The sequence below is a fragment of the Pseudobutyrivibrio sp. genome (assembly GCF_015057185.1).
Classification (GTDB): Bacteria; Bacillota; Clostridia; order Lachnospirales; family Lachnospiraceae; genus Pseudobutyrivibrio.
In genome coordinates this window covers 1-17607 of record NZ_SVEV01000026.1, presented here as the reverse complement: position 1 = coordinate 17607, position 17607 = coordinate 1, and the positions used below count along the sequence as shown (strand labels likewise).

Genomic DNA, 17607 nt, shown 5'->3' with positions numbered 1-17607 from the left:
ATAAATTTTAGCCCTAATTAGGAGGCATTATGCAAACATTAAAATTAGTACTTATTATTCTATTAATAGCTATTTGTGTGGCACTCACAGTTATAATATTATTCCAGGAAGGAAAGCAGAACGGACTCGGTTCTTTATCAGGACAGCAGTTTGACTCATATTGGAGCCGCAACAAAGGACGTTCTAGAGAAGGATTACTTGTTAAGCTTACAAGCGTTTGTGTTATTCTTTTCTTTGTACTTTCTGCAGTTCTTAATATTAAGAGTTTTTAAGTTTTATGATATTTATGCCACCCGTTTGGGTGGCTTTTCGTGTTTTATGTAGACGTTACTTAGGAGGAATATGAAGGAATTCGACAAACAAAAACATTTTTTAATGGACGTTTTCAAAAGCTCGGCTTATATCCCTATGAAGAAAAAGGATTTAGAAATTCTTTTAGATGTAGAAAAGGATAAACGCGCAGAATTTGCCCAGGTTTTACAGGAGCTTGTTGAGGAAGGACAGGTAGAGATTACAAAACGAGGCAAATATCAAATCGCTGAAAATAGACCTAAATTTATTAAAACAAAAGACCATCGTTCTAAAAAGCCTACAAAGGCAGAGGCGGCTGCTAAAAAGCAGTCTCTTAATGAGGTGGCAAAAAGGGCAAACAAGCCTAATTACGATAATGTAGAGCCTGATATCATAGGTAGATTTATTTCTCACAAGGATGGATTTGGATTCATAGAGGTAGAGGGACAGGATGAAGATTATTTTGTAGGCAGAGACAATACAGGCTTTGCTATGCAAGATGATACTGTTGCTGCTGTTCTCACTTTTGGAGCGCCAGGCAAACGCCAGGAGGCCAAAGTAATTAGAATCATTACACATGGTTTTTCGGACGTAGTTGGTACTTTTGAAAAGAGCCAGAATTTTGGATTTGTTGTAGCTGACAGCCAAAAGCTTGGAAGAGATATTTTTATCCCAGCAGGTAAGGATATGGGAGCTGTTAGCGGTCACAAGGTTGTCTGCCATATTGATGATTATGGTGATGATAGCCACAAGCCAGAGGGACATATTACTGAGATACTAGGCCATAAGAATGATCCTGGTGTAGATATTTTATCCATTGTTCGTGGCTTTGGAATCGAATCAGAATTTCCTGCTAAGGTAATCAAACAGGCATCAACAGTAGCCAAGCCAGTTTCAGAGGCAGACATGGCTGGGCGTAATGATCTTAGAGATTTATGCGTTGTCACTATTGATGGTGAGGATACAAAGGATATTGATGATGGTGTTTCACTTGTAATGGAAAATGGTAATTATGTGCTGGGTGTACATATTGCTGATGTTACAAATTATGTACAGGAGTCATCGGCACTTGATGTAGAGGCATTAAAGCGTGGAACTTCTGTTTATTTGGCAGATAGAGTTATTCCTATGTTGCCACACACTCTTTCTAATGGCATGTGTTCTTTAAATGAAGGAGAGGATAGACTAGCCCTTTCTTGCATTATGACCTTTAATAAAAAGGGCGAGCTTATTGACCATGAGATATGTGAGTCAGTTATCCATAGCAATCATCGCATGACATATACTAGTGTTTATGCCATTATGACAGGTGATGAAACAGAGCGTCAGAAGTATGCTGATGTGTCAGAAATGATTGATAAAATGTATGAGCTTTCACAGATTCTTAGAGCTAAGCGCAAAAAGAGAGGCGCAATAGATTTTGATTTTCCTGAAACTCATATTTTAATAGACGAAAATGGAAAAGTAATTGGGCTGGCTCCATACGAGAGAAACGATGCTCATAAGCTTATTGAGGATTTCATGCTTGCAGCAAATGAAACTGTTGCAGAGCATTTTAATCTTATGGAATCACCTTTTGTATACAGAGTTCACGGTGCACCTGATCCAGAGAAAATGCAGACTCTTGGCAAATTCTTAGGGGCATGCGGTTATGTGCTTAAAGGAAAAACAGACAATATTCATCCAAAGGAGATTCAGAAAATGTTAGAATCTCTAAAAGGACATGAGGATGAGGCTGTTATCACTAAAATGACTCTCAGAAGTATGCAACAGGCTAGATATGATGTAGAGTGTAAAGGCCACTTTGGTTTGGCAGCCCAGTATTATTGTCACTTTACATCTCCAATCAGAAGATATCCTGATTTACAAATTCACAGAATCATAAAGGATCATCTCAGAGGTAGAATGAATGAGAGAAAGCTTTCTCACTATGAGAGCATCCTTCCAGAGGTTGCAATTCAAACTAGCAAGCTTGAGCGTCGTGCTGAGGATTGCGAGCGTGAAGTAGATAAACTAAAGATGGTTCAATACATGAAAGAATTCATTGGACAGAAATTCCAAGGCAATATTTCTTCTGTTACAGGTTGGGGAATTTATGTGGAACTTGAAAACACCGTGGAAGGGCTTGTTCATGTGTCTACTTTATATGATGACCACTATGATTTCATAGAAGAAAATCTTACATTAGTAGGAGAGCACACTGGTCGTACCTTCAAATTAGGACAGTCGGTAACTGTCATTTTGGATTCTGTTGATGAACAGGCTCGTACAATTGATTTTATTCTTGAGGAGTTTAAACGTTTTTAATATTTAAATGAGCTAGTAATAGACAAGCTCTTAGATTTCTTAAGCGAATCGTGTTAGATGAGCGAAGAAATACTAAGGCTTGTCTATGTAACTAGCGGATTTGGAGATTATGTAATGAACAAAGAAGGCAGAAAGCTAATTGCAAATAATAAAAAGGCTTATCATGAATATTTTATGGAGGAGGAATATGAGGCTGGTATCGAGCTTCATGGCACCGAGGTAAAATCCATGAGAATGGGCCAGTGTTCTATCAAAGAGGCTTTTGTACGTATTGATAATGGGGAAATGTACATATATCAGATGCACGTTAATCCTTACGAGAAGGGCAATATTTTCAACAGAGACCCACTTCGTCCTAGAAAGTTACTTTTACATAGGACTGAGATTAATCGACTTTTCAGTAAAATCAAGGAGAGTGGGTACACAATCGTTCCTTTGGAGGTTTATCTTAATAATGGACTTGTAAAGGTTAAAATTGCTCTTGCAAAAGGTAAAAAGCTCTACGATAAGCGTGCGGATATTCAAAAGAAGGATATGAAGCGCGAGGCAGAGAGAGATTACAAAATGTCACTTAGATAAGGGGAAATATGAAAGTTATTTTAGCATCAGGTTCTCCAAGACGACGAGAACTATTAGAACAGGCCGGAATTGAATATGAGGTATGTCCTGCCGATATAGAAGAAGCTACAAATGAGGTGGAGCCTTATAGAGTCGTAGAAGACCTTAGCAGACAAAAGGCTATGGCGGTTGCAAAGTCTCATAAGGGCGAAACAATTCTTGCGGCTGACACCGTTGTGGCTTTAGATGATAAGGTTTTAGGAAAACCTAGAGATGAAGAGCATGCTTTTGAGATGCTTTCAGAATTATCAGGTCGCTTACATCAAGTATTTACTGGGGTTACTATTGTATATCCAGATAATACAATAAATACATTTTCTGTTTGTACAGATGTTAGAATGTATGACCTTACAGAAAAGCAGATTAGAGATTACATTGCCACCAAAGAGCCGATGGATAAAGCAGGAGCTTATGGTATTCAAGGACGAGGAGCTCTTCTGATAGAGAGTATACAGGGAGATTACAACAATGTTGTTGGATTACCTCTTGCCATTGTCTATCGAGAGCTTTATAATAGATAACACTTGAGTCTGTGATGGTTGTATAGCCATTTGCAACAAACTTTGGGTCTGTCATGGTTTCGACAGGGGTCATGCAGCGGAAGAAGCGAGTCCCACGCTAATGGGTTAAATGGGCAAAATTAAAATTAAACGCTAACGATAGAGTAGCATTAGCTGCCTAATGGCAGCAGTCTGACCTAGGGCACCTACACCTTAGGACCCAGGCTTCGAACTTGTAGGAAACGACATTATCTAAGCTTTGCGATAGTGGGCGTATTATGAAGCTACTTAAGCATGCAGCCTGTTTGTGGGCGTCATGTGGAGGGAATGTAAAAATACAAACTACACTCGTAGAAGGGCCGGGAATTGGCTTTTGGACACGGGTTCGACTCCCGTCAGATCCACTATTAATTTAAAGCTCAGGAAGAAATATTCTTCCTGAGCTTTTTCTTTTGGACAAATGTCACGAAATGTGTGTTCTGAATTGAACAGAATACATGGCAATGTTAAAATTTTTTATGTAATGTAACGGGGTATGGAGAATTAATTGTTATGAGTAAAAGAAGAGAAATGTCTTACGAGGAACGTCGTGCCTATCGTAGGCGTAAAAGATTGATTCGTCGTATTCAAGTATATTCTGAATTGGCACTGATTGTTATTGTTATAGGATTGGTTGCCGTTCTAGTTGTTTCCAAATTAGGTAAAAAAGATACAGGTATGACTGTTGCTGCTGAAGAATCAGAAGCTAATGCCGCTGTGGAAGAGGATACAGGATTAAAGGTGTCTGCTATGGCTGGAGAGGATCCTGATGCTGCCTCAGAAGAATCTGAAACCACAGTAACTGAAGAATCAGAAGTCGCAGCAAGCACTGGCACTTATTCTGCTGTAGACACTGGCGACACAGTTTCTATTGGTGGTGATGTAGTCAGTGAATATGGCATTTTGATTAACAATGACACTAAACAAATTGTTGCCAGCAAAAATGCTACAGAGAGAATTGTACCAGCATCAATGACAAAGGTTATGACAGTTTTAGTAGCTGCAAAAAATATTTCAGCCGATCAGCTGGATGAGGTGGTTACAATGTCTCATGAAGCAGTTGATTACTCTTATGCAGGTGGCGGCTCCACATCTGGATTTGTTGAAGATGAAGAGGTTACTGTTAGGGATTTGTTTTATGGAACAATTCTTCCTTCAGGTGGTGACGCTGCAGCCCAATTAGCTATGTATGTGGCTGGTGATATAGATTCTTTTGTAGATATGATGAACAAGGAAGCTGATTCGCTTGGTTTGACAGGTACACATTTTACAAACCCTGTAGGCTTCTATAATGAGGACCATTACAGTACGCCTTATGATATTGCTATTATCATGATGGCTGCTTTGGATGATGATATTTGTAATGAAGTTTTAAATACCAAGGTTTATCAGTCCACAGCTACAAATGTTAATCCAGAGGGAATCACTATTTCTAACTGGTTCCTACGTAGAATAGAGGACAAGGATATAGGTGGTACAATTGGTGGAGCCAAGACTGGCTATGTTGATGAGTCTGGCAGCTGCGCTGTTAGCTCAATGACATCAGATTCTGGCACGAATTATATTTGCTGTACTGCAAAATCATCTAGCTCTTGGCAATGTATATATGATCATGTAGCAATTTATAAAAATTATACGAAATAAAAAATGGCAATCTAGATTTCTAGATTGCCGTTTTTTATGCTATAACAGATAATAATTCTTCTATATTGTTGATAAAGGCTACAGGCTTAAAGTCTTTCAAATCATCCATATCTCTAAAGCCGTAGGTGCAAAGCACATAATCAAGTCCTGAGTTTTCTGCGGTGGTGGCATCTACATCTGAGTCTCCCACATATAAAACCCTTGATTTGTCAGTGATGCCTAAGGCGTCCATGGCCATGTTTATTGGCTCTGGATCAGGCTTTCTTGCGTGCTTTCCATCATCTCCGATAGCTATAGTGATATGTGGCTTGAAATAGTCGTCCATGAGAGAGTTGGTGGCTGTTTGCCCCTTGTTTGTGACAATGGCCATCTTTATTCCCATTGAAGCAAGCTTTTCTGTTGTTTCGGTTATTCCAGGATATGGTTTTGTCTTTATTCTATTGTGACCGTTGTAGTAATTTACAAAGTCTTTAAAGAATTGGTCGAATTTCTCGTAGTTTTCACCTTCTGGAAGAGCGCGGATAGCAAGCATTTTTAAACCGTTTCCTACAAAGCGTCTAACGCTTTCGATAGGATGAGTTGGAAGCCCGTACTCCTTCAAAGTATGATTGATTCCGTCTGTTAAATCCTCAAGTGTGTATAGAAGTGTCCCATCTAAATCAAAAAGTATTGTGTCGTATTTCATAAAATCATCCTTTTAGTATTTTTTACAATTAATTGTTATAAGCCTAAAGAGGATTTTTGTAAAGGTATATTGTTCATTCCATTGAATAATTAGGCCTAGTTTGTTATCCTTTTAATGTTAGTTTTTACACACGGAGAATAAAATATGAATTATACAATTAGAAATGCCAAAGCTTCAGATGCCCAGGCAATTCATGATATTTATGGCTATTATGCCGAAAATACATTTGTCACCTTTACAGAGGTTAACCCTTCTGTATCAGAATATAGAGATTCTATTATTGAGACTCAGAAGCATTATCCTTATATAGTTGCATGTGATGAATCAGGGAAGGTTGTTGGCATGGCTTATGCTGGTCAAATCAGACACCATGATGCATACAGATTCTCAGTAGAAGCAACTATCTATTTGTCTCATGAGGCGCCAAAGCATACTGGAGTAGGTTCTAAACTATATCAAGAACTCCAAAATCGACTTAGTGAAATGGGATATAAGTTTATGTATGGAGTTATAACCGATGACAATCAGGACAGCATTGAATTCCACAAGGCTAATGGGTTTGAGCTAGTTGGCCATTTCACAGATATTGGATACAAATTTGGAGAATGGAAGGGGATTGTGTGGTATCGCAAGCAGATTGGTTCGCTTGATGATATGACACTTAACATATAGCATGAAAAAAGCATTTCGTTATTTTTTAGTTTCAATACTATCGATTTTTTTCACACTTATAGCGGTTAGTGTGATTTATATAATCGCGGATACACATAACCGAATTAACATTATTGATGATGGAGACTATTCCACTGCCGAGGTAGAAGAACTAGTTGATGAGGCAAAGGCAGAAGGTGTTGCAGAAGGTAAAGTTACTGTATTAGATTCACTAAAGGACTCTCTAGAGGATGGCTCTACCATTATTTCTGTTTTAAAATCCTTATATCCAGAATATATTGTTGTCGCAGCTAATTCCAAATATAACTTTGTTCCAATTGATAATTCCTTGGCAAAGAACAACTATAACATTGATAATCTTGTGGTTAATGAAAATAACAACAGATATTCATATATAGTGGATGATACAGATGTTTCAAAATTTGGCATAGATGTTAGTGCCCATCAGGGCGATATCGATTGGGAAGCAGTAGCTGCTGATGGAGTTGAGTTTGCTTTTATCAGAGCAGTTTATCGTGGCTATGGTACAGGAAAGCTTGTTGTAGATGATAAATGTATAGAAAATATAGAAGGCGCTCAGGCTGCAGGAATTGATGTTGGTGTATATGTGTTTTCACAGGCTATTAATGAAGCAGAAGTGTTAGAAGAGGCATCAACAGTACTTAATTTATTAGATGGCTACACATTGCAGCTTCCAATTGTTTTTGATGTTGAAAAGGTTAATGACAGCGAAGCACGTACTAATAGCTTAACAGTTGAGCAACGTACTGACCTTACCAAATCCTTTTTAGAAGCAATGGAAAATGCCGGATACGACACAATGATTTATCATAATACTGAAATGGGGGCAATGCTTTTAGATTTAACTCAATTAACTGAGTATAAAAAGTGGTTTGCAGGATACAATAGAGAATTTTATTGGCCCTACGAGTACGACCTATGGCAGTACTCGGAGACGGGCCATGTAAATGGTATCAACGGAAATGTTGATTTAGATTTGTGGTTAGCTGAGTAGCAATTCTGCTAATCGATCGTTATCAGAAGGATTCATGAAGCAAAAGCGAATGTAGTTTTCTCCAAGATATGGGAAAGTTGAACAGTCGCGAATCATGAGTCCTTTTTTGATGCATTTGTCAAATAGCTCACCACTAGTGATGCCTTCTTCAAGGATTCTCAAAAGCATAAAATTGCCTTGTGGGTAGTATGCTTTAAAACGAGTGCTATTATCAAAGATATCGTATAGACGTTTTCTTTCAGATGATATAAGCTGGCGGGTTTCTTCAATGTATTCCTTGTCTGAAAACATGAGTGTTCCTGCAACTACAGCAATGGAATTGATAGTCCAAGGGTCTTTTCTTTGATTCATGATAGACATAAGGTCTGAGTTTGAACAAATAGCATAGCCTAAACGTAAACCTGGTGCTGCAAAAAACTTTGAAGTGCCACGAAGAATAGCAATGTTTCCATAGGTACGTGTCAAAGTTACTGATGAAATATCTTTTATGTTTTCAGCAAATTCTACATAGGTTTCATCAACCATCACGAAGATATCGCATTCCTTGCAGGCGTCGAGAACCTTTCTCATGTCATGATTGTTTATGGCTGTGCCTGTAGGATTGTTTGGATTGCAAATTACAAGCATATCGATGTCTTCTGAAAGCTTGCTAATAAAGTGATTTACATCAAGCACAAAATCGTTTTCTTCACGAAGAGGATAGTAGATAGTTTTGCCACCTTGGAGTGCAATCTCTCTTTCATATTCAGAATAAGTTGGACCTAATATCATAGCCTTTTGAGGCTTTTGTATCTGAATGAATAGAGAAATTAATTCAGTAGAACCATTTCCAACGATGATATTTTCTACTTCGGTCTCGCAATAATTGGCAATTGCTTTTCTCAATTCTACGTAATCCCTATCAGGGTAAGTAGTAATGCAATCTATGTTAGAGGCAATGCCGTTTTTTAACTTAGGTGATATTCCAAGGGGATTAACATTAGCAGAAAAGCTAATGATATCTTCCTTTTTGATTCCATATATTTGCTCTATTTTTTCCAAATCACTTCCATGAAAATGATCTTTATGTTTAATCATGAAATGCCTCCTTAATTATGCCTAATAATGTTTTTTATCATTCTAGCACCTAAGGGTCTAAATATCCATAAGTTTGTTGGCTATTAAGTTTGAAAACACAACATGTTGTGCTATAATCAATTATGAATATGCTAGGTTTAGACTGCAAAGGATAGCGATTTTCATCAGAAAATCGTCATATTTTTATATTTTTGAAGAGGGAATAAGTTTTGAGAAAGAGAATCTATCGGATTTCTGAGGATAAATTCGGAGACTTAAAACCAAATATAGATTTCGAAGTTGAACAAATTAATGAGACATGCTTCATTGGAGAGAAATTTAATGGCACATTAAGCTTCAAAAGCAATAACAATGTAAAGATTCGAGGCGTTGTATATTGCACCAATCCTTACATCAAGTTAGAGGAGCCATTATTTGACAGTGTAAATGTCAAAATTAACTATAGTGTAGATGATTACAACTTCAAAGTAGGGGAGGAGCTATCTGGAGATTTTGTAGTAGTTGCTGTTGGATACGAAAAATACATCCCATTTACCATTACTTATTGCAAACAGCCACTTATGACCTCCACAGGCGAAATCAAAGAACTTAAGGATTACGCGGATTTTGCCCAGAATCGATTTTCTGAAGCAGTAAGTCTATTTTATTCAGATAGATTTGGTGCTTTTATCGAAGGTCTAGACAAACGTACCCGATTGCTTTACCGAGGCTTTAAATCAGCTCCTATATCTGCAATTAACGTAGATGAGTTTTTGGTTTCTTGCGGCTTCAAGGAGAAAATGACTTTTGATCTTGAGGAGCGTTGCGATAAATATTATGAGATAAATGAGAATGTCAAAGGGGAGATAGAATTATCCCGTTCTACATGGGGATATATTGATATTGAGGTCAGCTGTGATGCTGATTTTGTTTCTATCGATAGGACTCATATCACTAATGATTTCTTCTTGGGTTCTATTTTTACCTTAAACTATTATGTTCATAAAGAAAAAATGCATGCAGGCACAAACTATGCCAAGATTTCTTTTGATTATAGAGATATTCACAAAGAAATTACTATTATGGCCACATGCCTCAAAGAAGGGGAGACTTTAGAGTCCCAGTCCCATAAAACAAATATTGCAAAGCTGAAAGCATGTCGTTTATATGAGGACTTCCGTTTACGTAATATCACTGCAAATCAGTGGTCTACTAGGACTCTAGAATTATTAGATTCATTAGAAAATGATTTTTCTGATGACAATTTTGTTCTTCTCATGAAGGCACTACTTTATGTAACAAATAATCAAAAGCAAGAGGCTCTTTGGATTATCCAGGACTTGAAGCGTACCATTGAGGACAAGGGTAGCTGTGAGTGGGCATTTTTACTCTACATTTGCACTTTAATAGAGCGCGAAGAAGACTACGTGGACAGACTTACAGAAAATATTGAAGGTATATTTAGAGAGCACCCTGATGATGTTAGGATTTTTTGGTTCCTTTTGTTCCTTAGAACTGAGTACATAAAAAATCCTGCTTCAAAGCTTAGAGATATTGCCGAGTGGATTAATACCGGATATGATTCACCACTACTATACATAGAAGTCTATTCTATTTTCCTGCAGGATCCTTACATGATTGCAAACTTTGACGACTTGAATGTAAAGGTTCTTAACTGGGCTAGGAAAAAGAAAGCGCTTTCTAAAAATATTGCAATCCAAATGGTTCACGTGCTTGAGACAGAGCATAATTTTAACCCAATGGTATTGCCAATACTAAGCGACTGCTATGATATTTACCCTGATCCTAGATTCCTTTTAGCTATTGTTACCTATCTTTTAAAAGCACCAACTATGGAGTATAGCTTTATAAAATGGTTTGCATTAGCAATCGAAGAGAATCTTCATATTTCAGGTTTGTTTGAAGCATATATGGATGCTTTGCCACTTTATTCAGTGGATAGGTTACCAAAGCTTCTTACAATGTTTTTCAAATATAATAACGAGCTTACTTCTGAGAAAAAAGCTTTGCTTTATGCAAATATTGTTTTACACAAGGACGAGGATCCTGACACCTATGAGCAATATGAGTCTGCCATTGAGATATTTTCCTTGGAACAGCTTCGTATGGGCAAATTAGATGATAATCTTGCAGTTTGCTATCAGCGTCTCATGGAAATGGGAATCTTTGATAATGAAGTTGCTAGACTTATTTCGGAGCTTAGCTTTAAAAAGAAAATTGCTGTTATTAGCTCTGATGTGCGCAGGATTTTCTTATATCAGGATGAGTTCAAATTACCAACTATTGCCAATATTAATGATCATAGAGCTTATTTTAATTATATTGGTAAGGATGGTGTTATTTTCCTAGAGGATAGCAAGGGCTACTTATTTGTGGATGATGAAGCATATCTTCTTGAGGATATCATTCATCCAGAAGCTTACATGGGCAATCTAAAAAATCTTACGTCAATCAACTTGCCATATACACTTATGGACTTTGATGGAGATAAAGAGATTCAGCCTGACAATGAAAAGGCATTAGAAGAGGCAGAGCTTCTGCTTAATTCTAACCAGTTGTCCCCTGATTATCTTAGAAAGCTTTATCCAAAGATAATTAATATTCTTAAGCTTCATGATAGAGAAGCGCTAATAGAAAAGCATTTCATGAATGATGCAGATTTAAAGGCACTTAATGCTGAAATTATTGCATCGGTTCTTGAAACCTTTATATATAGAAGCAAATATGAAGAAGCTTTCTACATGATTAAACATACTAATGCAACTATGCTTAAGCCTGAAATTGCAACAAAGCTGTGTCAGTTTATTATTAATCAGGATACTAGCAAAGCTGACGATTTCTTGATTCTGATGGTTGCATCATTGGTAGAAAAGGGCTATTGCCACGGCGATATGATTCGCTATTTGATTCGCTTTTATGTTGGCCCAACAAAGACCTTGATGAAAATTTTTAATCATGCCTATGAAAAGGGTGAAGATGTTGTCGAGTTTGCTGAGCGCATAATCACTCAGGTACTTTACAGAGATTTTCTGCCAGATGGCATTATGGATATTTTTGAAGCTTATGCATCCCGCCGCAATAACAAAATGATTGTTGAGGCATTCCTTACTTATGAGGCTCATGCATATCTTTCAAAGGGTGAGGATATTCCAGAATTAATATTCTCATACATTTACAACAGATATAAAAAGGCACAGCCTGTTAATGAGAGTATGAGAGTTGCCCTTTTAAAATATCTGTGCACAAACAAAGATTTAGATGATGACGATTTAGAAATGCTTGATATATTACTGGCTGACGCAATTCTTAGAAATCAGTATTTTGGTTTCTTTGTTAATTGCAATGACAAGCTTAAAATCAAATATCATCTTTATGATAAACACTTTATAGAATTTAATAGTGATTCTAGACTTCCAGTTACCATCGTATATTCGATTAATAATGGTCCTGAAATAGAAGAGGACATGATTGAAATGTATGATGGATTATATGTTAAACAGTTTATTCTTTTCTACGGAGATCAGCTTGAGTACCAAATATACTGCGATGAGATTTCCGAGGATCCAATCAAGAGCGACACTTTCGTGGCTAGTGATGAATTAGAAAAGACAAAAGGCCGTTATGCTTTGATGAATGATATTTCTCGCCATAATCTATATGGAGAGCTTAATGAACTTGCTACCAGCATGAAAAAATATCAAGGCTTACAAACTGTTACAAACAATATTTTTTCGATACTTTAATTTGATGTTTAAGGAGTTATATGAGTAGTTCAGAGGCTGCATATTTAGGAATAGATATAAGTTCAAAATACACTGTAGTCAGTGTCTATAGGGCAGATATGCCAGAGCCAGCCACAGTTAGTACTGTATTGGGGGAAGAGAGCTATTCCATTCCGACTGTACTAGCAAAAAAGGTTGGTATGGGACAGTGGTTTTTCGGTGATGAAGCCATAAAACGCAGCCGCACAAAAGAGGCAGTACTAGTTGATAATCTGTTTTTGGCTGCCTTGAAAAATGAGACAGTCTTCGTTGACAATACCAGCTATGAAGCTAGACAGTTACTTGTTATTTTCTTAAAAAAGATTTTTTCAATTCCTGGCCCTATGGCTGCCATGGATACAGTTGCAAAGCTGGTTATATGCGTGGAATCAGTGAGCTTAGAGGTTATGGAGCTGATGAATTATGTGGCATCTATGCTTGAAATAGACACTAAGCGTTTGATGCTAATTGATAGAAACGAATGCTTTTATCATTATGCTCTTTCCCAGAAACCAGAACTATTCTTATACAATGTAGCATTGTTTGATTATAGCGGCACCAATGTGGTCTCCTGCTTATTAAATCGCAATCAAAGCACTAGACCACAGCTGGTTACACTTGATGTATGTAATCATGGAGATATTACAGACAATCGAGATGAGCTTTTTGATGATATTATTACTAGAACAATTGGTAATAATCTATTCTCGGCAGTATACCTTGTGGGTGATGGCTTTGATGGAGATTGGATGAAGTCGTCTCTTACAAGGCTATGCAAAGGCCGTAAAGTATTTCTCGGTAAAAACCTTTATTCAAAGGGAGCTTGCTATGCTGGCTATACCAAGGATGGAAAAAGAGATTGGCCATTTGTATTTATAGGTGATAACGATTTAAAACTAAATCTATCAATTAAAATTTTAGATAATAATGTAATGAAATTCTTCACATTAATCGATGCCGGTGAAAGCTGGTACGATGTAAAGGGAGAATGTGAGGTCATCCTTGATGGTGAGCCTGAGATAGAGTTTTTTATCCAGAGACCAGAATCAAGAGAGGCTCACACCGAAGTCTTAGAGCTAACGGATTTGCCAAAGAGGGAAAACCGTACTACTAGACTTAGAATCGAAGCAAGTCCTGTATCTGATGTGGCTGTTGCCATTTCTATTACAGATTTAGGCTTTGGAGAAATCTCACCAGCTTCAGGTAAAAAATGGGAGCACGTAATATCCATTAAGTAGGTGTTTTATGAGTACATTAATTTATTGCAAAAATTCAATAGCGGCTTCGCCATACTACATAGAAGAGGCATCTCTTAATGTTTATTCTTTAGAAGAGCTTAGTTATTACATTCTAAACAATGTATACCTGCTTTCTTCTAAAATGATGAATCCAGAGCTATGTAATTGGATTGGTAGAGAACTTAAAAATCCTAATCTTGCAAAGGAGCTTTTAGGCTTAGTTCAAAGTAATGCACCGCTTCACATTTTCATAGGACATATTTTAGGCTCAAATGGCTATTCCTCAAACAAAGAGATAAAGGATGCACTTGCTATAATCTCAACCTTTGAAAATAAATCTGAATCTGAGAGACGTAAAATCAGGGCCGATAGACTTATGGCATCAAACAAGCTTGTGGATGCCATTTACGAATATGAGACATTGCTTGCAGACGATTTAGTTAAGCAATTACCATCTGCTATAGAAGGTGATGTATACCACAATTTGGGCTGCGCTTTTGCTAAGCTATTCCTTTTTGACGAAGCTATTAAATGCTTTGATGAGGGATACAAACGCAATAGAAAAAAGCAGACGTTGTATTGTCTTTTGTATGCCAATAAATGTTTAGGCAGCCCAGAAGGATTTGAAGAATACGTTAAAAAATATCAGGTTTCATCAGAAGATGTTTTAGAGGTAGAAAACATTGTTTTGACTGCCTCAAATAATGAGCAAATTCTTGATTTTGACAAGGCTGTAAACGATTTGGTGTATGATGATACCGCTACAGACAATTCAAAAGAAATAATAGAAAATATTATTAATAGCTGGAAAAAGGAATATATCAAGCTTTGTAAAATTTAAACTGGGGAGATACGGGGATGGGTTTATTTACAAATCGTAAGAAGAAAAAAGAAATGAAGGCGGCTAAAATTGATGACGCCTTTAATAGAGTCTATTCTCAAATCGAAGGAATTGACACATGGAATCCAAAGAAACTAGAACGATATATTCTTGATTCCTGTGAGCAAATCATTGCTTCAACCAAGGAAATGGAACGACAAAAAACAGAGTACAGAGTTGTTACTCAGTATCTTAATGATATTAAGGCTCTTGAAAATCTTCCAAAGGATAAGGCAAAGAATCTTCGAGGAACTGCAGCAAAAATATGTGAGCTTGAGGAAAATCTCACTAACGCCAAGGATATAAAAAGAAATATAACTGAAGAACAGTTCGAGGTTATTTCTTCAGATGAGGCAGACATGCCTGAGATAATCAATAGGTATATTGATAATGAAATCTACCAAAGTAAGCTCAAAAGAAATTTGTCATATTTAGAGGGCGAGAAAAGTCGTTGGGAGATAGAACGAGAAGAACTCCAAGAGCAGGCTAAGCTTTTCAAAAAAATGGCAATGGTAATCATGACTTCGTTTACAACTTTGTTGATATTGCTTTTTGTAATGTACAACACCGCAAATACGGATATTTCTATTTGGGCGTATATAGTTTTGTTTATCTGTGCTGCTTGCGGATTTATCATTTTCCTTAGACAAAATTACATAGTAAAGGGCAATAGAGTTGCCATTGTTCATTTGAACCAAGCAATTAGTGTTCTTAATGTTGAACGAATGAAATATGTAAATGTTACAAACGCTATCGAATACACCAAGGATAAATATCATGTGAAAACTGCCACGGAGCTACAATATGTATGGGAGCAGTATCAGGACAAGGTTAGAGACCAGCAGAGGTATATTCAAAACAATTACGATTTGGAATTCTATAATGACAAATTAGAGAGAATCCTTGGGGAAATAGGACTTGCCGATGACAAAATTTGGCTTAATCAGGTTAACGCTTTAATTGATAGGCATGATATGGCTGAATGTAGGCATAGACTGGTTACTCGTCGTAAAAAAATCAGAGATAGAATAGAAGATCATAGAAGAATTGTTCAAGAAGAAAGAGATGAGATAGATAGACTCATGGTTGAACATGAGCACTATCTACCTGAAATACAAGAAATCATCAAATCAGTGGACAAGCTTTGTGGTACTAGCTCTAGAAATGGCCAAATAAATGCTTGATTATTTGAGAATGAAATCCATATAAACTGGGTTGTGATCTGAGTATTTAAACTGTAAATCTAATACATTAGACTCTACAACCTCTACATTAGAAGAAACTATAAAGCCATCTAATGTTAATACGAAGTCTTCTTCACAATAAGGCATGTCTGCATTTCGACATGTTGGAACAGGATTTGATTCATCAAATGGGGCAACAAGAGTGAATTCATCATCTAGTAGTTCTGTTGGAAAGGCTACGGCCCAGTTAACAGATACGCCATTTACACCGAAGTACTTTGATGAGTCGCCTAATAAATCCTTGTTCATATCGCCACCGGCGATTACATAGTTTCCCGACTCTGCTTCGGCTAACATGTCTTCATTAAGCATTTTTAGCTGGTATTCAGATGTCTCTGGATTTTTGTTGTAAGCAGAAAGATGTACGTTGTAGATTACAAGTTCCTTTCCATTGTCTACAGGTATACGATTTTTGGAATAGCATCTATCCAAATCCAAAACCTTTGTGATTCCTTCATCAATAGGAAGGGAACGTCTGATGGAATCAGTGATTGTTGCAGTGCTTATGGTAAGCAATCCAGCCTTGGATTTTCCATGAGGCTGAGTAAGTGGATACATTAAAAATGGGCTGTCATAATTACAAGCAAAGGTATATGAAAAATCATCATATTGCTTAGAAAGTGAATCAATCATCAGTGCTGCTTCATCTACATGGTAGCTGCGAGTAGAGTCTACATCAACTTCCTGCAGGATGATAAAATCAGGATTTAATGATTTGATATTTTCAATTAAGCCTGTTGTGTTGTTGATTACATCTTCTTTAGAGAAGGCCCAAGATTCTGTTCCACCATCCATAAAGAAGGAGAATGTATCCTGGTATGCGCCAAAACCAATATTATTTGATGCTATTCGATAATTGGTTTCAGTGGATATTGATGAAGATGGAGCACCCTTAGATTCTACATCCAATGGTAAATTATCTTCAATTCTTTGATAAGAGATAAATACATAGGCTAAATAGCCGATAACTACTAGTAGAATAATAATGAAAATAGAAAGAATAAGCTTAAGTATTTTTTTCAAGATGAATTCCTTTCTTTATTCGAATTTTGCCTAATTATTTTACCATAAGGCACCCTTATTTCAAGGATTTGTAACAGGTTAACAGGATACTATATTCCATATATTTATCAATTATTTGGAATTAAACTAAAAATTTAAAGATATTAATAGATTTTTCTATACAAAATTGCTAAAATAAACATATATAATAATCAGGAAAAAGATATGGCGAAATATAACATTGGTGGGTATATCTTTAGCGACGAAGAAAGCGCCAAAAAGGCGGCCAAAGAACTTAAAGCAGTAGAGTATATTCTTGCTCAAATAAAGACTGCTGACGAAACTGAAGTTCTTCAGATTTATAAAAAGCTTATAAATCAAAGGCTGTTTTCAACTGAGATTGGAATGGGGTTTCTTTCTCAGTTATATCAGAATCTGATTACCGTAGAATCATTCAATTCAAATGATATTCCAAAGGTTTATTCGTTGGATGGCGATGAGCCTTCATCAGATAATCAGGTCATAGATAATTCTACCCAAGAGAAGGAACCTATAAAAAAAGAAACTTCAAATGGGCAAGAAGCTTCTTCAAAAAAATCTAAAAATAAAGAAGTAAAAAAAGAAAAAACAAAAA

15 protein-coding genes and 1 other RNA gene are annotated in these 17607 nt (G+C 36.7%); 13 read left to right on the top strand and 3 right to left on the bottom strand.

From position 1 onward, the window contains the following. Positions 1 to 29 precede the first annotated feature (29 nt). From secG to E7276_RS10920, 6 genes are all read left to right on the top strand, one after another. The gene (gene secG, locus E7276_RS10945; RefSeq protein WP_294217465.1) at positions 30 to 272 is read left to right on the top strand and encodes a preprotein translocase subunit SecG; all 243 of its coding nucleotides are present in this window, start codon (positions 30 to 32) and stop codon (positions 270 to 272) included. A 70-nt stretch (positions 273 to 342) separates the two neighbouring features. Next, positions 343 to 2598 (top strand): ribonuclease R, encoded by a 2256-nt coding sequence (gene rnr / locus E7276_RS10940; RefSeq protein ID WP_294217463.1) that lies wholly within the window; start codon positions 343 to 345, stop codon positions 2596 to 2598. A 114-nt stretch (positions 2599 to 2712) separates the two neighbouring features. Next, positions 2713 to 3177, top strand: a complete 465-nt coding sequence (gene smpB / locus E7276_RS10935; protein ID WP_294217562.1) for an SsrA-binding protein SmpB — start codon at positions 2713 to 2715, stop codon at positions 3175 to 3177. A gap of 8 nt (positions 3178 to 3185) precedes the next feature. Beyond that, positions 3186 to 3737, top strand: coding sequence for a Maf family protein (locus E7276_RS10930; RefSeq protein ID WP_294217460.1), 552 nt, complete (start codon positions 3186 to 3188; stop codon positions 3735 to 3737). A gap of 44 nt (positions 3738 to 3781) precedes the next feature. Beyond that, positions 3782 to 4123: a transfer-messenger RNA gene (gene ssrA, locus E7276_RS10925) on the top strand. A 145-nt stretch (positions 4124 to 4268) separates the two neighbouring features. Further along, a complete protein-coding gene (locus E7276_RS10920; RefSeq protein ID WP_294217457.1) occupies positions 4269 to 5399 on the top strand; it encodes a D-alanyl-D-alanine carboxypeptidase family protein in 1131 nt (376 codons plus the stop codon). Between the two features lie 34 nt (positions 5400 to 5433). On the opposite strand, the gene E7276_RS10915 is transcribed toward E7276_RS10920, so the two are convergent. Continuing rightward, a complete protein-coding gene (locus tag E7276_RS10915; protein WP_294217454.1) occupies positions 5434 to 6084 on the bottom strand; it encodes an HAD family hydrolase in 651 nt (216 codons plus the stop codon). A 144-nt stretch (positions 6085 to 6228) separates the two neighbouring features. Here E7276_RS10915 and E7276_RS10910 point away from each other — a divergent pair, with 144 nt between their 5' ends. Together E7276_RS10910 and E7276_RS10905 are read left to right on the top strand one after the other, a co-directional pair. Continuing rightward, positions 6229 to 6756, top strand: coding sequence for a GNAT family N-acetyltransferase (locus E7276_RS10910; RefSeq protein ID WP_294217451.1), 528 nt, complete (start codon positions 6229 to 6231; stop codon positions 6754 to 6756). Positions 6757 to 6826: 70 nt separating this feature from the next. Continuing rightward, positions 6827 to 7771 carry a glycoside hydrolase family 25 protein gene (locus E7276_RS10905; protein WP_294217449.1) on the top strand — a complete coding sequence of 315 codons (945 nt, stop codon included), beginning with the start codon at positions 6827 to 6829 and terminating at the stop codon, positions 7769 to 7771. Here the strand turns inward: E7276_RS10905 and E7276_RS10900 are convergent. Further along, positions 7760 to 8848, bottom strand: coding sequence for a pyridoxal phosphate-dependent aminotransferase (locus E7276_RS10900; protein ID WP_294217447.1), 1089 nt, complete (start codon positions 8846 to 8848; stop codon positions 7760 to 7762). The two genes, E7276_RS10905 and E7276_RS10900, sit on opposite strands and share 12 nt — an antisense overlap. 209 nt (positions 8849 to 9057) lie before the next feature. Between E7276_RS10900 and E7276_RS10895 the strand changes: the two genes are divergently transcribed. Genes E7276_RS10895 through E7276_RS10880 form a run of 4 tightly spaced genes read left to right on the top strand, consistent with a single transcriptional unit; the run spans position 9058 to position 15911 of the window. Next, positions 9058 to 12591 (top strand): DUF5717 family protein, encoded by a 3534-nt coding sequence (locus E7276_RS10895; protein ID WP_294217444.1) that lies wholly within the window; start codon positions 9058 to 9060, stop codon positions 12589 to 12591. Between the two features lie 20 nt (positions 12592 to 12611). Further along, positions 12612 to 13847, top strand: coding sequence for a DUF5716 family protein (locus tag E7276_RS10890; protein WP_294217442.1), 1236 nt, complete (start codon positions 12612 to 12614; stop codon positions 13845 to 13847). Positions 13848 to 13854: 7 nt separating this feature from the next. Next, entirely contained in the window at positions 13855 to 14688 is an 834-nt protein-coding gene (locus E7276_RS10885) for a hypothetical protein (protein ID WP_294217439.1), read from the top strand. 17 nt (positions 14689 to 14705) lie between these two features. Next, positions 14706 to 15911, top strand: coding sequence for a hypothetical protein (locus E7276_RS10880; protein ID WP_294217436.1), 1206 nt, complete (start codon positions 14706 to 14708; stop codon positions 15909 to 15911). Here the strand turns inward: E7276_RS10880 and E7276_RS10875 are convergent, their stop codons facing one another. After that, positions 15912 to 16994, bottom strand: coding sequence for an endonuclease/exonuclease/phosphatase family protein (locus E7276_RS10875; RefSeq protein WP_294217434.1), 1083 nt, complete (start codon positions 16992 to 16994; stop codon positions 15912 to 15914). It abuts the gene before it with no gap. A 204-nt stretch (positions 16995 to 17198) separates the two neighbouring features. Between E7276_RS10875 and E7276_RS10870 the strand changes: the two genes are divergently transcribed. Beyond that, positions 17199 to 17607 (top strand): hypothetical protein (locus E7276_RS10870; protein ID WP_330598988.1); only part of this gene is annotated, 409 nt, incomplete at its 3' end.

Excerpts from the sequence above, each read along its gene's own strand:
- secG (WP_294217465.1), top strand. The coding sequence starts at position 30 with ATGCAAACATTAAAATTAGTACTTATTATTCTATTAATAGCTATTTGT.
- rnr (WP_294217463.1), top strand. The coding sequence starts at position 343 with ATGAAGGAATTCGACAAACAAAAACATTTTTTAATGGACGTTTTCAAA.
- smpB (WP_294217562.1), top strand. The coding sequence starts at position 2,713 with ATGAACAAAGAAGGCAGAAAGCTAATTGCAAATAATAAAAAGGCTTAT.
- E7276_RS10930 (WP_294217460.1), top strand. The coding sequence starts at position 3,186 with ATGAAAGTTATTTTAGCATCAGGTTCTCCAAGACGACGAGAACTATTA.
- E7276_RS10920 (WP_294217457.1), top strand. The coding sequence starts at position 4,269 with ATGAGTAAAAGAAGAGAAATGTCTTACGAGGAACGTCGTGCCTATCGT.
- E7276_RS10915 (WP_294217454.1), bottom strand. The coding sequence starts at position 6,084 with ATGAAATACGACACAATACTTTTTGATTTAGATGGGACACTTCTATAC.
- E7276_RS10910 (WP_294217451.1), top strand. The coding sequence starts at position 6,229 with ATGAATTATACAATTAGAAATGCCAAAGCTTCAGATGCCCAGGCAATT.
- E7276_RS10900 (WP_294217447.1), bottom strand. The coding sequence starts at position 8,848 with ATGATTAAACATAAAGATCATTTTCATGGAAGTGATTTGGAAAAAATA.
- E7276_RS10890 (WP_294217442.1), top strand. The coding sequence starts at position 12,612 with ATGAGTAGTTCAGAGGCTGCATATTTAGGAATAGATATAAGTTCAAAA.
- E7276_RS10885 (WP_294217439.1), top strand. The coding sequence starts at position 13,855 with ATGAGTACATTAATTTATTGCAAAAATTCAATAGCGGCTTCGCCATAC.
- E7276_RS10880 (WP_294217436.1), top strand. The coding sequence starts at position 14,706 with ATGGGTTTATTTACAAATCGTAAGAAGAAAAAAGAAATGAAGGCGGCT.